Origin of the sequence: Paraburkholderia sp. J41 (assembly GCF_905220235.1) — a bacterium.
Taxonomy (GTDB): domain Bacteria; phylum Pseudomonadota; class Gammaproteobacteria; order Burkholderiales; family Burkholderiaceae; genus Paraburkholderia.
In genome coordinates this window covers 35479-49698 of record NZ_CAJMZE010000009.1, presented here as the reverse complement: position 1 = coordinate 49698, position 14220 = coordinate 35479, and the positions used below count along the sequence as shown (strand labels likewise).

The window sequence follows — 14220 nt, the reverse complement described above, 5'->3', positions numbered from 1 at the left end:
TTCGCGCGGGATCGCGCACAAAGCGCACAAACCGCTCAAACCAGCCGCAGATAAATCAGCTCGCGCTTGATGTACGCATAAAAGATCGGCGCGGCGATCACGCCCTGGAGGCCGAACGCGGCTTCCATCACGAGCATCGCAACGAGCAGTTCCCACGTGCGCGCCTCGATCTGGCCGCCCACGATGCGCGCGTTCAGAAAGTACTCGAACTTGTGGATGAGAATGAGAAAGCCGAGCGCCATGACGGCCGCCGGCAGGCTCACGGTGAGCGCGATGGCGACGATCAGCGTGTTCGAAATCAGGTTGCCGATCACGGGCAGCAGGCCCACCACGAACGTGACCACCACGAGCATTTTCGCGAGCGGCAGCGGCGCGTGAAAAATGGGCAGCGCGAGCAGCAAAAACAGGCCGGTGAACACCGTGTTGATGGCCGAAATCTTCACTTGCGCGAACACGATGCGGCGGAACGCGTCGGCGAAACGCGCCACCCGCGCGACGAACGCCGTGGAAAGCGGCAGGCGCGTGGCGTTCTTTTGCGCGCCGATCGCCACGATCGCGCCGATGATCATGCCGATTACGATATGGCCCAGGATGCGCGCGGCGTTCTTGCCGCCCTGGCCGAGCTGGGTGGCGTGCTCATGCATGAGCGCGAGCGCCTTGAGCTTCATCTGCGCCACGTCCACGGGCAGGTAGGACGCGATGGCGTCGGGAATGCGCCCGCGCGCCTGATCGACGAAGGTCATCATCTGCGCCATGACCTTCTGCACGCTCGGCACGTCGTTCTCGAACTGCTCGATGACGCCCACGGTCAGGCCCGTGAGAATGCCCACGATCACCACGGAAACCAGCACGACCGAGAGCCAGCGCGCGCGGCTGCTCGACATGCGCCGCTCGATCAGCGGCGAAATGGTGTGGACGAGCTGATAGACAAGCATGCCCGCGAGCAAGGCGCCGAGCAGGTTCAGGTGCAGCACCGCCAGCATGCCCGCGAGGGCGGCGAGATAGCTGCCGATTTCCACCGCCGAGAGCCGCGGCAGGCTCATGTCGCTCGTGAGCCTGACCGGCCTCGGCCGCAGGTCGCGCACCTGTTGCTGCTTCTCGCCGGCCGAGCCGGCTGTGTTGGTCGCTTCGTTGCGCTTGACCATGTTGGATTGATTCCGTCCCCAAACCGTGGGCGCACGAGGGCGCCCAGCCCGTTGATGCCGCTACGCCTGCTATTTGCCCGATGCCGTGTCCAGCGCGGCCATCGGGCGCTTGAGCAGCGGCGCGAGATAGCGGCCCGTGAAGCTGGCCTTCGACTTCGCGACGTGCTCGGGCGTCCCCTGGGCCACGATCTGGCCGCCGCCCGCGCCGCCTTCGGGGCCCATGTCCACGACCCAGTCGGCGGTTTTGATGACATCGAGATTATGCTCGATGATCACCACCGTGTTGCCCTGATCGCGAAGCCGGTGAATCACTTCGAGCAGCAGGGCGATGTCGTGGAAGTGCAGGCCCGTGGTCGGTTCGTCGAGTATATAGAGTGTGCGGCCGGTATCGCGCTTGGAAAGTTCCAGCGACAGCTTCACGCGCTGCGCCTCGCCGCCCGAAAGCGTGGTGGCCGACTGGCCGAGCCGGATATAGCCGAGCCCCACGTCGAGCAGCGTCTTGAGCTTGCGCGCGACCACCGGCACCGCCTTGAAGAACTCGTAGGCGGCTTCCACCGTCATGTCGAGCACTTCGCTGATGTTCCGGCCCTTGTACTGGATTTCCAGCGTTTCGCGGTTGTAGCGCTTGCCGTGGCAGACGTCGCAGGGCACGTACACGTCGGGCAGAAAGTGCATTTCCACCTTGAGCACGCCGTCGCCCTGGCAGCTTTCGCAGCGCCCGCCCTTCACGTTGAACGAGAAGCGCCCCGACTCGTAGCCGCGTTCCTTGGCCGCCGGCACGCCCGCGAACAACTCGCGAATGGGCGTGAAGAGGCCCGTGTAGGTGGCGGGATTGGAGCGCGGCGTGCGGCCGATCGGCGATTGATCGACGTTGATGACCTTGTCGAAATGCTCCATGCCCTCGATCGCCTCGAACGGCGCGGGTTCCGCCGACGAGCCGTAAAGGTGCTGCGCGACCGCGTTGTAGAGCGTGTCGTTGATGAGCGTGGACTTGCCCGAGCCCGAAACGCCGGTTACGCAGGTCAAGAGCCCGACCGGCAAATCGAGCGACACGCGCTTGAGATTGTTGCCGTAGGCCTCGACGATGCGCAGGCGGCGCTCGTCGGCTTCCTTGCGCTCGTCCGGGTACTCGATGCGGCGCGCGCCCGACAGATACTGCCCGGTCATCGAGGCGGGATCGTGCTCCACCTCGGCGGGCGTGCCCTGCGAGATGATCATGCCGCCGTGCTCGCCCGCGCCCGGCCCCATGTCCACCACGTAGTCGGCCATGCGGATCATGTCCTCGTCGTGCTCGACGACGATCACCGAATTGCCGAGATCGCGCAAATGCTTGAGCGTCGCGATGAGCCGGTCGTTGTCGCGCTGATGCAGGCCGATCGACGGCTCGTCGAGCACGTACATCACGCCGGTCAGCCCGGAGCCGATCTGCGAGGCGAGGCGAATGCGCTGCGCCTCGCCGCCCGAGAGCGTTTCCGCGCTGCGTTCGAGCGAGAGGTAATCGAGCCCGACGTTGTTGAGGAACATGAGCCGCGCGACGATTTCCTTCACCACCTTGTCGGCGATCTCGCGCTTCGAGCCTTCGAGCCGCAGCGTCTGGAAATAGCCGAGCGCGTCGCGCAGCGGCCAGCCGCTGATCTCGTAGATGGCGCGCGCCTCGCCGGCCGAACCGATGCGCACGAAACGCGCCTCGCGGCGCAGGCGCGTGCCTTCGCAATGCGGGCAGGCCTGATTGTTCTGGTATTTCGCGAGTTCCTCGCGCACCGCCGCCGAGTCGGTTTCGCGGTAGCGGCGCTCCAGATTCGGGATGATCCCTTCGAATACGTGCTCGCGCACCGAAGTGCGGCCGCGCTCGTTGATGTACGAAAACGGGATTTCCTGCTTGCCCGAACCATAGAGCAGGATCTTGCGCACCTTCTCGGGCAAGTCCTCGACCGCCGTGTCGATATCGAACTCGTAGAAAGCCGCGAGGCTTTGCAGCATCTGGAAGTAAAACTGGTTGCGCCGGTCCCAGCCCTTCACGGCGCCCGCCGCGAGCGACAGCGACGGATGCGCCACCACGCGCTTCGGGTCGAAGAACGTGATCTGGCCGAGGCCGTCGCACTCGGGGCACGCGCCCATCGGGTTGTTGAACGAGAAGAGGCGCGGCTCCAGCTCCGGCAGCGAGTACGAGCAGATCGGGCAGGCAAACTTCGAGCTGAAAAGATGCTCGCGGTGAGTGTCCATTTCGAGCGCGACGGCGCGGCCTTCGGCCAGACGCAGCGCGGTTTCGAACGACTCCGCGAGGCGCTGTTTCATGTCGGGGCGCACTTTCAGGCGGTCCACCACCACGTCGATGGTGTGGCGCTCGCTCTTTTTCAGCTTCGGCAGCGACTCCACTTCGTAAATCTTCGCCTCGCCCTCGTTGGCCGTGCCGCCGCCCGAGCGCACGCGAAAGCGCACGAAACCCTGGGCCTGCATGTCGTCGAAGAGTTCGGCGTGCTCGCCCTTGCGGTCCACGATAACGGGCGCGAGGATCATCAGCCGGGTCTCTTCGGGCAGCGCGAGCGCGGCGTCCACCATCTGCGAGACGCTTTGCGACTCCAGCGGAATCTCGTGGTCCGGGCAGTAAGGCGTGCCGATACGCGCGTACAGAAGCCGCAGGTAGTCGTGGATCTCGGTCACGGTGCCGACCGTCGAGCGCGGATTGTGCGAGGTGGCCTTCTGCTCGATGGAGATGGCCGGCGACAGTCCCTCGATGAGATCGACGTCGGGTTTCTCCATCAGTTGCAGGAACTGGCGCGCGTAGGCCGAGAGGCTCTCGACGTAACGGCGCTGGCCTTCCGCGTAGAGCGTGTCGAACGCCAGCGAGGACTTGCCCGAGCCGGAAAGCCCGGTGATCACCACGAGCTTGTGGCGCGGCAGGTCCAGATTGACGTTCTTCAGGTTGTGGGTTCGGGCCCCACGGATACGGATCTGTTCCATGAACCTGCGGGAGAAAGGGGGGCTAAACCTGCTACTATAACGACTTTTCCAGACCGCCGTTACGGCTTGCCGACGGTCTTCGAAAGGCGCTTTAACCCGCTTGAAAGCCCGCGCTCGAGCGCTTTGCTGCGAGCTTCGCGGCGGGCTTCATCGCGAATGAGGGAAGCAGGGCTTCGGGAAAGTTCGACGCCGCGCGGCCGGTGCGCGATGCGTGCGCGGCAGCCGGTGCGGCGTGCGGCGTGCGCCGCGTTTCGCGGGCCTTCCAGCAATGGCGTGCGCGCGGTTCGTCGTGGTTTCTCGCAGATGGGGCGTGCGCGGCGCGTTGCAAGAGCCGCGTGCGCGACGATGTCGCCCCGCGTGCAGCCCGCGCATCGCCGGATATTTCGTGCCACCTTCGTTCCCGTTCCTGCAAGACCGCCGCGGCAACAACGAAGCTCGCCTTCGCCCGCTCATCCGAGCCGGCAGCGGCGAACCCCACTTATCACGCTCCGATGTCCTCCAACTCACCCGCCACTTCCACACGCATGAGCGCGCCCGAGTTGCGCGCAACGGTGTCGCTCGCCGCGATCTTCGCGCTGCGCATGCTGGGCCTCTTCATGATCATGCCGGTGTTTTCGGTGTACGCGAAAACCATTCCCGGCGGCGACAACCTGCTGCTCGTCGGCATCGCGCTCGGCGCGTACGGCGTCACGCAGTCGCTGCTCTACATCTTCTACGGCTGGATCTCCGACAAGATCGGCCGCAAGCCGGTGATCGCCGCGGGCCTCGTGATCTTCGCGATCGGCAGCTTCGTGGCCGCGGGCGCGCACGACATGGCGTGGATCATCGTCGGCCGCGTGATCCAGGGCATGGGCGCGGTGTCGTCGGCCGTGCTGGCCTTCATCGCCGACCTGACCGCCGAGGAACACCGCACCAAGGCCATGGCGATGGTGGGCGGCTCGATCGGCATGTCGTTCGCGGTGGCGATCGTGGGCGCGCCCATCGTGTTCCACTGGGTCGGCATGAGCGGCCTGTTCGCGCTCGTCGGCGTGTTCTCGATTCTCGCGGTGGGCGTGGTGATCTGGGTCGTGCCCGACGCGCCCCACAAACCGGTGCATGTGCGCGCGCCGTTCGCCGAAGTCCTGCACAACGTCGAGCTGCTGCGTTTGAACTTCGGCGTGCTGGTGCTGCACGCCACGCAAACGGCGCTGTTTCTCGTCGTGCCGCGCCTGCTCGTCGATGCCGGCTTGCCGGTGGCGTCGCACTGGAAGGTGTATCTGCCGGTGATGGGCCTTTCGTTCGTCATGATGGTGCCCGCGATCATCGCGGCGGAGAAGCGCGGCAAGATGAAGGCGGTGGTGGTGTCTGCGATTGGTCTTATCCTGATTGGCCAGTTGTTGCTCGGCTCGCTCGCGCATACATTGTTGATCGTGTCGGCGGTGCTGTTCGTGTACTTTCTCGGCTTCAATATTCTGGAAGCGTCGCAGCCGTCGCTCGTTTCGAAGCTCGCGCCGGGCAGTCGCAAGGGCGCGGCCACGGGCGTGTACAACACCACGCAGTCGATCGGTCTGGCGCTGGGCGGCGTGGTGGGCGGCTGGCTGCTCAAGCACGACGGCGCCAGCACCGTGTTTTACGCATGCTCGGGGCTCGTGTTGTGCTGGCTTATAATCGCGGCCAATATGAAGGCGCCGCTCAAGCGCGCCTGATCCGAACCCGCGAACGCCGGGTTCGCAGCAAATGCAATTCGCGGAGGCGGTATGCAACGGCGCGTGTGAAATCGCGCGCCGGCGCGCACCGCGCGGCCGCTCCTCGCAACGGAATTAACAGGAGAAAATCATGGCATCCGTGAACAAGGTGATTCTCGTCGGCAATCTCGGCGCCGAGCCGGAAGTGCGCTATCTGCCGAGCGGCGACGCCGTGGCGAACATCCGCCTCGCTACGACGGACCGCTACAAGGACAAGGCGTCCGGCGAGTTCAAGGAAATGACCGAATGGCACCGCGTGGCGTTCTTCGGCCGTCTCGCCGAGATCGTTTCCGAATACCTGAAGAAAGGCTCGTCGGTGTATATCGAAGGCCGTATCCGCACGCGCAAGTGGCAAGCGCAGGACGGCACCGACCGCTATTCGACGGAAATCGTCGCCGACCAGATGCAAATGCTGGGCGGCCGTGGCGGCGCTTCGTCGGGCAGCGACATGGGCGACGACGGCGGCTACAGCCAGCAGTCGGCGCCGCGCGGCGGCGGCCGCGCCTCGGGCGGTGGCGGTGGCGGCGGTGCGCCGCGTTCGTCGGGCGGCAACGCCGGCGGCGGTGCGGGCGGCCGCTCGAACGCGCCGGCTGGCGGCGGCTTCGACGAAATGGACGACGATATTCCGTTCTAAACAGGTTTTCCGCGCGCCGCACGGCGCGAGCGACACGCTCGAAAGCCCCGGATTTCAGGCTCACGGCCCGAAATCCGGGGCTTTTTGCTTTTTCCTCCTGGGTGCCGCTTGGCCCTGCGGCGTGTGCGCTCACCTTCGCGTTTCCGCACGGCCGCCGCCGCTTTTTCTGATTTACATCACGGCAAGACTTCCTTCGGCGCGCGACGATAAAAAAGATGCATTTAGATTGCATCTTACAAGAATGGCGCGCGAATCTGTCAGTCGATCGAGGCTCGGCCCCGTCGCGCCATCGACGTCACCCACGAAAGGAGAAAGCCGTGTTTTGCTATCAGTGCGAACAAACCGATCGAACCCAAACCCGGCCCGGCTGCGCGGCGGGGACGGGTAATCGCGGCAATTGCGGCAAGGACGCCACGACCGCCGACCTCCAGGATCTGCTGATTCACGCCGTCAAAGGCATCGCGCAATACGGCGCGCTGGCGCGCAAGCTCGGCGCGCCCGACCGCGAAGCCGACCGCTTCGTGCTCTACGCGCTGTTCACCACGCTCACCAACGTCAACTTCAATGCGGCCCGGTTCGTCACGATGCTGCACGAGGCCGCGCAACATCGCGACCGCGTGAAGGCGGCCTGGGAAACGCTCGCGCTCGCGCAAGGCGCGGCCGCGGAAGCGCCGCACGGCCCCGCGCAATGGCAAGCCGGCGGCGATCTTCCCGAACTCCTCGCGCAAGCGGCGCGGGTCGGCATTCTGGCGGGCCAGGCGCAGGTCGGCGACGACATCGTGGGCTTGCGCGCGCTCGTGCTCTACGGCCTCAAGGGCGTGTGCGCGTACGCCCACCACGCGCGCGTGCTCGGCTACGAAAGCGAACGCGTGTACGAAGGCGTGGAAAACGCGCTCGTGTTTCTCGCGGGCGAACCCGCGCAAGCGGCCGGTCTGCTCGAACACGCGCTCGCGCTCGGCGAGCTGAACCTCGCGGTGATGGAATTGCTCGACGCGGCCAACACGGGCCGTTTCGGCATTCCCGAGCCCACGTCCGTGCGCATGACGCCGCGCGCAGGCAAGGCGATTCTCGTCTCCGGTCACGACATGGGCGACCTCGAAGCGCTGCTCGAAGCCACGGCCGACACCGGCGTGCAGGTCTACACGCATGGCGAACTGCTGCCCGCGCACGCCTATCCGAAGTTCAAGGCGTACCCGCATCTCGCCGGCAATTTCGGCGGCGCATGGCAGGATCAGCACGCCGATTTCGCGAATTTCCCCGGCCCGATCCTGATGACCTCGAACTGCCTGATCGAGCCGCTGCCGCAATATCGCCAGCGCATTTTCACGACCGGGCCGGTGGGCTGGGCGGGCGTGCGCCACCTCGACCATCACGACTTCGCGAAGCTTCTGCCGCCCGCGCAGGCGCTGCCCGGCTTTCGCGAAACCGCGCCCGAGCAAACCGTGACGATCGGCTTCGCGCGCAACGCGGTGCTCGGCGTGGCGGACAAGGTGATCGACGCCGTGAAGGCCGGCCGCATTCGCCACTTCTTCCTGATCGGCGGCTGCGACGGCGCCGCGCCCGGCCGCAACTACTACACGGACTTCGCGCAAGCCGCGCCCGCCGACACCGTCGTCATGACGCTCGGCTGCAACAAATATCGCTTCAACCGGCACGCGTTCGGCGACATCGGCGGCATTCCGCGCCTGCTCGACGTCGGCCAGTGCAACGACAGCTATTCGGCGATCCAGATCGCCATCGCGCTCGCGGGCGCGTTCGGGTGCGGCGTCAACGATCTGCCGCTCACGCTCGTCGTGTCGTGGTTCGAGCAGAAGGCCGCCGCCGTGCTGCTTACGCTGCTCGCGCTCGGAATTCGCAACATCCATCTCGGCCCCACGCTGCCCGCGTTCCTCACGCCCAACGTGCTCGAGATTCTGGTGGCGCGATTCGGCATCAAGCCGATCGGCGACGCGCACGCCGATCTCGCGGCCGCGCTCACGCGCGAAGCCGCCTGAGCGCAACGGCAGGTCGAGAGCCAAAGCGCGGAAACGTGCAGAAGCGCGAGGAAAACGCGAGGAAAACGCGAGGAAAAGCGAACCCCATGAGTTATCGAATCGAATTGATCACGCGCGACGGCGCGTCGTTCGGCTTTGCGTGCGCGCCGGACCAGGACGTGCTCGCGGCGGCTGCGGCGGCCAGCATCACGCTGCCGTCGCAGTGCGGCCGCGGCAGTTGCGGGGCGTGCCATGCGAGCGTGACCGCCGGAACGTACACGCTCGGCGCGCACGGCCCCGACGCGCTCGCTCCCGGCGACGGTCATGCGGTGCTGCTGTGCCGCACCACGCCGTCGAGCGACCTGCGCATCGCCGCGCCGTACGACCGCGCGAAGGTGCTGTTGCAGCCCGTGGCCGTGCGTCGCGCCCGCATCGTCGCGCTGGAAACCATCGCCGACAATACGCGCCGCCTGGAACTGCAACTCGACGCCGACGACGCCAACGGCAGCGCCGCCGAATTCGCGGCGGGCCAGTTCGTCGAACTGGCGTTGCCGGGTACGGCGGACGGAGGCGGCGGCGAAGTGCGCCGCCCCTTCTCGCTCGCCAATACGGGCAACTGGGAAGGGCGCCTGGAATTCCTGATCCGGCTGCGGCCCGAGGGCGCGTTCTCGGCCTATCTGCGCGAGCGCGCCCGGATCGGCGACGCGCTTGTCGTGCATGGCCCGCAGGGCGGCTTCGGCTTGATCGACGAAAGCTTGCGGCCGCGCTGGTTCGTGGCGGGCGGCACGGGTCTCGCGCCCGTGCTCTCCATGCTGCGACGCATGGCCGAGTACGGGGAGACGAACGAGGCGCGGCTCTTTTTCGGCGTGAATCGCGCGAGCGAGCTGTTCTTGCTCGACGCGTTGCGCGCGTTGCAAGTAACGCTGCCGCAACTGCGCGTCGAGTTGTGCGTGCGCGAGCCGCACGATCGCGACGACGCGTGGCTCGGCACGCCCGTCGATGCGCTCGCCGCCGCGCTCGCGGGCTGCACGGTCGCACCCGATATTTACGCGTGCGGGCCGCCCGCAATGGTGAGCGCGGCGCAGGCGGCGGCTTTCGCGGCGCAAGTGCCGGCGGCGCAGTTCGTGAGCGAGCGCTTCACGGCTTGAGCCGCGCGGCGCGCGTTGCGGTTGATGGTGCGGTTCGTGGCGCGGTTATGTTTCGGCTCGTGTCGCGGCTCTTGGCGCGGCTCGTGTTGCAACTCGTGCAGCTCGCGTTGCGGCTTATTTTGCGGCTCGTATTGCGGCTGCTCGTATTTGCGGCTTTGTATTTGCGGCTTGTGTCGCAGCTCATATCGCAGCTCGTATCGCGCCTCATATCGCGGCTCATGCCGCGCATAGGTCACGGCTCGTATCGCCGATCATGCCGTGGTCCGAACCCAACCGCGGAGCGACGATTCCCCGCTCCGCGACTTTCCGGCCTCGCCTTCGGGCGAGGTCTTTTTTTGCCTCGCGTACCCATGCGCGATTCGCGCTTTTTTCGTCGATTGACATATTGTCGATAAATGTCAAAATGTCGATCATCATGAAACCGCGCCGCCAACCCGCTCCCACAACCGCCATCCTCGACGAAAACGCGCTCTTGCTGCGCGAGGGCCGCAAGATCGTGGAAGCGCTCGGCCAGACGCTCGCGCCGCTCGTCGAAGTCGTGCTGCACGATCTCGCGCGGCCCGAGCACTCGGTCGTGGCGATCGCCAACAATCTATCGGGGCGGCAAGTCGGCGACGCGGCCACGGAAATGGGGCTCGCGCGCATCGCCGACCCGGCGTTTCCCGAAGTCGTGGCGAATTATCCGAATCGTTTCCCCGACGGAAGGCCCGTCAAAAGCACGTCCATCGGCTTGAAAAATAGCGCGGGCGAGTGTGTGGCCGCGATCTGCCTGAACATGGACGTCTCGCTGCTCGGCGCCGTGACGGCGGGCCTTTCGCAACTGATGCAAACGGGCGGCGCCGCGCCCGTCGACGAAACGCTCGCGCAGTGCGCCGCAGGCGGCACGGGCAAAGACGGGCGCGGCGAAGTGCGCGCCGCGCTCGAACGTTTCGCCGCCGCGCGCAACGCCACGCCCATCGGCATGACGCTGGCGCAGCGCCGCGAAGCCGTGCGCGAACTCGCCGCGAGCGGCCATCTCAACCTGCGCCATGCGCTCGCCGAAGTCGCCGCCACGCTCGGCGTGGCCCGCTCGACCGTCTACACCTACCTGCCAGTGGAACACCGACCATGACCCTGCCCATCACCTTCGACGACGTCGCCGCCGCCCACGAACGCCTGCGCGGCATCGCGCACCGCACGCCGGTGCTCACGTCGCGCACCGCGAACGAGCGCACGGGCGCGGAGCTTTTCTTCAAGTGCGAAAGCCTGCAACGCATGGGCGCGTTCAAGTTTCGCGGCGCCTACAACGCCATCGCGCAGTTCACGCCCGAGCAGAAAGCGCGCGGCGTCATCACGTTTTCGTCGGGCAATCACGCGCAGGCGATCGCGTTGTCGGCGCGGCTGCTCGGCGTGAAGGCCGTCATCGTGATGCCGCACGACGCGCCCGCCGTGAAAGTGGAGGCCACGCGCGGCTACGGCGGCGAAGTCGTGTTCTACGACCGCTACACCGAAGACCGCGAGGCGCTCGGCAAGCGGCTCGCGGCCGAGCGCGGCCTCACGCTGATCCCGCCGTACGACCACGCGCACGTCATGGCCGGGCAGGGCACGGCGGCGAAGGAACTGTTCGAGGAAACCGGCGAACTCGACCTGCTGCTTACGCCGCTCGGCGGCGGCGGGCTGCTCTCCGGCTGCGCCACGGCCGCGCATGCGATGTCGCCCGGCTGCACGGTGATCGGCGTGGAACCGGAGGCGGGCAACGACGGCCAGCGCAGTTTCCAGAGCGGCCAGATCGTTCATATCGACACGCCGAAAACACTGGCCGACGGTGCGCAGACGCAGCACCTCGGCGAGCTTACGTTCGCCGTGATTCGCGAGCGCGTGAGTGAGATCGTGACGGTGAGCGACGCCGAACTCGTCGACACGATGAAGTTCTTCGCGAGCCGCATGAAGCTCGTGGTCGAACCGACCGGTTGCCTTGCGGCGGCCGCCGTGCTGCACGGCAAGGTCGATGTGCGCGGCAAGCGCGTGGGCGTGGTGATCTCGGGCGGCAACGTGGATCTGCTGCGTTTCGCGGCGCTCGTGCAGGCAGCGGATTAAGGGCGTCCGCAGGGCGGCTGAAGGCAAGCTGAAGACGTGATGGTGGCCCGCAAGAGTACGTCCTTGCGCGCGCGATCTATACCAGCAGTTCCGCCAGCGCCGCGCGTGCGTTCGTGACGTGCGGCGCCTCGCCGGGTTGTCCCGGCAGCAGATGAAATTCCGCTGCGGGCAAGGTTGGCAGTCCGAACGAAGCCGGGCAAGGCAGGATGCCTTCGCCTACCGCCGATTCGTTCAGGCAGGAAATTCCCAGCCCCGCTTTCAGCGCGAGTTGCAGCCCCGCCACGCCCGACGCCGAATGCGAGATCAGATACGGAATGCGTGCGTCGTCGAGCAGTTTCACCACGCGCCGCTGCAACTGGCACGTCGAAGGCAGCAGCACGAGCGGCCATGGCGGCGCCGATGCGACACGCTCGCGCAGCGTCTGGGCCGCGCTCACCCAGACTAGCCTTTCGCGGCGAATCGCCGTGCCGGCCGGCGCGCTCGATACGTTCTTGCGCGCGCCTTCGACGAGCCGCAGCGAGAGGCCGATATCGAACGCGTTGTCGTCGGCGCTGCTGTCGATCACGGCGCTCGGCAGCACGGTCACGTGCAGGCGCAGGCGCGGATGCTGGCTCGCGAAACGGCGAATGATTTCGGCGATGTCGTGCGGCCGGTAGTAGTCGGTGATCGCGAGTCGCAGTTCGCCGTCCAGCGAGCGGCCGAGCATGTCGTCGAACGCCGCGTCGCAGATCGCCACGATACGGCGTGCGTGCGCGAGCAGCTTCGCGCCCGCGGGCGTGGCCGCCATACCGTGCTTGCTGCGCACGAAGAGCGGCTGGCCGACGCGTTCCTCGAGTTTCTTCAACTGCTCGCTCACCGACGATTGCGAGAGAAACACGCGCCCGGCGCCCGCCGAGACGCTGCCCGCTTCCGTGACGGCGATAAAAGTGCGCAACTGCGCGAGATCGAAACCGCGTGCGTTCATGACCTTGCCGCCCCTATGTTTCGTTGAAACCGAATGAACCAATAGGAAATTCCCGCTTTTCCGATAAATGGTGCGCCCCTACGATGCCCGCAGTCAACCTCGAACGGAGAACATCATGGGACGCAGGCAAACGCACGGCGCGGCGCATCGGTGGAAAGTGCTCGGCGTGGGTGTCGCGGCGAACGCGAGCTTCGCGGCGGCGTTGGGCGGCATTCCCGCCACGGCGGTCGTGCTGCGCGCAGACTACCGGCTCGGCACCGGGCAACTCGGCCTGGTGCTGGGCATGCTCGGACTCGGCATCGTGCTGTCGGAACTGCCGTGGGGACTTCTCACCGACCGCTGGGGCGACCGCCGCGTGCTTCTCACGGGGCTGACCGCCACGGCGCTCGTGCTCGCCGCGATGGCCGTGTGGGGCGCGCCCGCTCACGCGAGGGTGCCCGCGCCCGCGACGCTTGCCGCCGGGCTGCTTGCGCTCGGCCTGTTCGGCGGCAGCGTGAACGGTTCAAGTGGACGCGCCGTCATGGCATGGTTTGCCGCGCAGGAGCGCGGCCTCGCAATGAGCATCCGGCAAACGGCGGTGCCCGCGGGCGGTGGCGTCGGCGCACTGGTGCTGCCCGCGCTTGCCGCGCACGCGGGATTCGCGGCCGTATTCGGCGTGCTCGCGGCGTTGTGCGTGGTTTCGGCGGCGCTCGCGTACGCATGGCTGCGCGAACCCGAACCCGAACCGGAGGCGGGCGGGCTCGATGCGGGCCGGTCCGAAACCCTTCGCGCAGTTTCGCCGCTGCGCAGCGCGCCGGTGTGGCGCATGGTGATTGGCATCGGCGCGCTCTGCATGCCCCAGATCGCCGTGCTGTCGTTCGCGAGCATTTTTCTGCACGACGTCGGGCAGGCGGGCACGGCGGCCGTTAGCGCGACGCTGTTCGCGGTGCAGGGCGGCGCTGCGTTCATGCGCGTCTGGAGCGGGCGCTGGACCGACCGGCGCGGCAACCGGCGCGATTATCTGCGCGCCAGCGCCGCGCTCACGGCCGCGCTCTTTGCGGCGCTCGCGGCGCAAAGCGCATTCGTGCCGCATCCGCATCCGGCATCGGGCGCCGTTGCCGTCGCGCTGGCGGCGTTGCTCGTGTCCGGCGGCATCGCGGCTTCGGCGTGGCATGGCGTGGCGTTCACCGAACTCGCGACGCTCGCCGGTCAGGGCCGCGTCGGCACCGCGCTCGCAATGGGAAACACGGGCGCTTTCCTCGCTTTCTGGATTGCGCCTTCGGCGATTCCCACGTTGCTCGCATGGCACGCGTGGCCGGCGGTATGGGGCGCGGCCGCGCTGTGCGCATTCCTCGCATGGCCCGCGTTCGCGCGCTCGCCCGCACAAGCGGTTTGTTACGCCGATAAGGGGGCTCGACAAACCCGAACACGCGTCGCGAATTAACTTAGGAATTCGATAAAAATTTGGGATGTTCGCATTTAATATGCGATTTGATTCGGAAAACGAGCCGGTGGGCATCGCACGGTAGCGGATAAATTAAGGAGAATTTAACGATTCGGAAATCTCCGATTCTGAGGGACGAATTTCAATGGTCTGATAAATGACCTTGGTGCGT

Annotated in this window: 12 protein-coding genes; 7 read left to right on the top strand and 5 right to left on the bottom strand. The window is 66.6% G+C overall.

The window, feature by feature from the left end:
• Positions 1-35 precede the first annotated feature (35 nt).
• The 3 genes from U5805_RS11540 to U5805_RS11530 form a co-directional block, all read right to left on the bottom strand.
• Positions 36-1145 carry an AI-2E family transporter gene (locus tag U5805_RS11540; RefSeq protein ID WP_322103612.1) on the bottom strand — a complete coding sequence of 370 codons (1110 nt, stop codon included), beginning with the start codon at positions 1143-1145 and terminating at the stop codon, positions 36-38.
• A 69-nt stretch (positions 1146-1214) separates the two neighbouring features.
• Positions 1215-4106 (bottom strand): excinuclease ABC subunit UvrA, encoded by a 2892-nt coding sequence (gene uvrA / locus U5805_RS11535; RefSeq protein ID WP_322103611.1) that lies wholly within the window; start codon positions 4104-4106, stop codon positions 1215-1217.
• Between the two features lie 91 nt (positions 4107-4197).
• A complete protein-coding gene (locus tag U5805_RS11530; protein WP_322103610.1) occupies positions 4198-4584 on the bottom strand; it encodes a hypothetical protein in 387 nt (128 codons plus the stop codon).
• Positions 4585-4597: 13 nt separating this feature from the next.
• Here U5805_RS11530 and U5805_RS11525 point away from each other — a divergent pair, with 13 nt between their 5' ends.
• The 4 genes from U5805_RS11525 to U5805_RS11510 all read left to right on the top strand — a co-directional run bounded on the left by U5805_RS11525 (position 4598) and on the right by U5805_RS11510 (position 9585).
• Entirely contained in the window at positions 4598-5791 is a 1194-nt protein-coding gene (locus U5805_RS11525) for an MFS transporter (protein WP_322103609.1), read from the top strand.
• A 130-nt stretch (positions 5792-5921) separates the two neighbouring features.
• Entirely contained in the window at positions 5922-6464 is a 543-nt protein-coding gene (locus U5805_RS11520; protein WP_322103608.1) for a single-stranded DNA-binding protein, read from the top strand.
• A 317-nt stretch (positions 6465-6781) separates the two neighbouring features.
• The gene (hcp, locus tag U5805_RS11515; RefSeq protein ID WP_322103607.1) at positions 6782-8458 is read left to right on the top strand and encodes a hydroxylamine reductase; all 1677 of its coding nucleotides are present in this window, start codon (positions 6782-6784) and stop codon (positions 8456-8458) included.
• 86 nt (positions 8459-8544) lie between these two features.
• Positions 8545-9585: a 2Fe-2S iron-sulfur cluster binding domain-containing protein gene (locus U5805_RS11510; RefSeq protein WP_322103606.1), complete on the top strand. Its 1041-nt coding sequence runs from the start codon at positions 8545-8547 to the stop codon at positions 9583-9585.
• 216 nt (positions 9586-9801) lie between these two features.
• Here the strand turns inward: U5805_RS11510 and U5805_RS11505 are convergent, their stop codons facing one another.
• On the bottom strand, positions 9802-10002 hold the full coding sequence (locus tag U5805_RS11505; RefSeq protein WP_322103605.1) for a hypothetical protein: 201 nt from the start codon (positions 10000-10002) through the stop codon (positions 9802-9804).
• Here U5805_RS11505 and U5805_RS11500 point away from each other — a divergent pair.
• Entirely contained in the window at positions 10001-10696 is a 696-nt protein-coding gene (locus tag U5805_RS11500; RefSeq protein WP_322103604.1) for a transcriptional regulator, read from the top strand. The two genes, U5805_RS11505 and U5805_RS11500, sit on opposite strands and share 2 nt — an antisense overlap.
• Entirely contained in the window at positions 10693-11661 is a 969-nt protein-coding gene (locus U5805_RS11495) for a threo-3-hydroxy-L-aspartate ammonia-lyase (protein ID WP_322103603.1), read from the top strand. Before U5805_RS11500 ends, U5805_RS11495 begins: the two co-directional genes overlap by 4 nt.
• 76 nt (positions 11662-11737) lie before the next feature.
• On the opposite strand, the gene U5805_RS11490 is transcribed toward U5805_RS11495, so the two are convergent.
• Complete coding sequence (locus U5805_RS11490; RefSeq protein ID WP_322103602.1) at positions 11738-12625, bottom strand: LysR family transcriptional regulator; 888 nt, start codon at positions 12623-12625, stop codon at positions 11738-11740.
• A 115-nt stretch (positions 12626-12740) separates the two neighbouring features.
• On the opposite strand from U5805_RS11490, the gene U5805_RS11485 reads away from it, so the two are divergent.
• Positions 12741-14048 carry an MFS transporter gene (locus tag U5805_RS11485; RefSeq protein ID WP_322103601.1) on the top strand — a complete coding sequence of 436 codons (1308 nt, stop codon included), beginning with the start codon at positions 12741-12743 and terminating at the stop codon, positions 14046-14048.
• Positions 14049-14220 lie beyond the last annotated feature (172 nt).

Excerpts from the sequence above, each read along its gene's own strand:
- U5805_RS11495 (WP_322103603.1), top strand. The coding sequence starts at position 10,693 with ATGACCCTGCCCATCACCTTCGACGACGTCGCCGCCGCCCACGAACGC.
- U5805_RS11500 (WP_322103604.1), top strand. The coding sequence starts at position 10,001 with ATGAAACCGCGCCGCCAACCCGCTCCCACAACCGCCATCCTCGACGAA.
- U5805_RS11510 (WP_322103606.1), top strand. The coding sequence starts at position 8,545 with ATGAGTTATCGAATCGAATTGATCACGCGCGACGGCGCGTCGTTCGGC.
- U5805_RS11505 (WP_322103605.1), bottom strand. The coding sequence starts at position 10,002 with ATGATGATCGACATTTTGACATTTATCGACAATATGTCAATCGACGAA.
- U5805_RS11490 (WP_322103602.1), bottom strand. The coding sequence starts at position 12,625 with ATGAACGCACGCGGTTTCGATCTCGCGCAGTTGCGCACTTTTATCGCC.
- uvrA (WP_322103611.1), bottom strand. The coding sequence starts at position 4,106 with ATGGAACAGATCCGTATCCGTGGGGCCCGAACCCACAACCTGAAGAAC.
- U5805_RS11525 (WP_322103609.1), top strand. The coding sequence starts at position 4,598 with ATGTCCTCCAACTCACCCGCCACTTCCACACGCATGAGCGCGCCCGAG.
- U5805_RS11520 (WP_322103608.1), top strand. The coding sequence starts at position 5,922 with ATGGCATCCGTGAACAAGGTGATTCTCGTCGGCAATCTCGGCGCCGAG.
- U5805_RS11485 (WP_322103601.1), top strand. The coding sequence starts at position 12,741 with ATGGGACGCAGGCAAACGCACGGCGCGGCGCATCGGTGGAAAGTGCTC.
- U5805_RS11540 (WP_322103612.1), bottom strand. The coding sequence starts at position 1,145 with ATGGTCAAGCGCAACGAAGCGACCAACACAGCCGGCTCGGCCGGCGAG.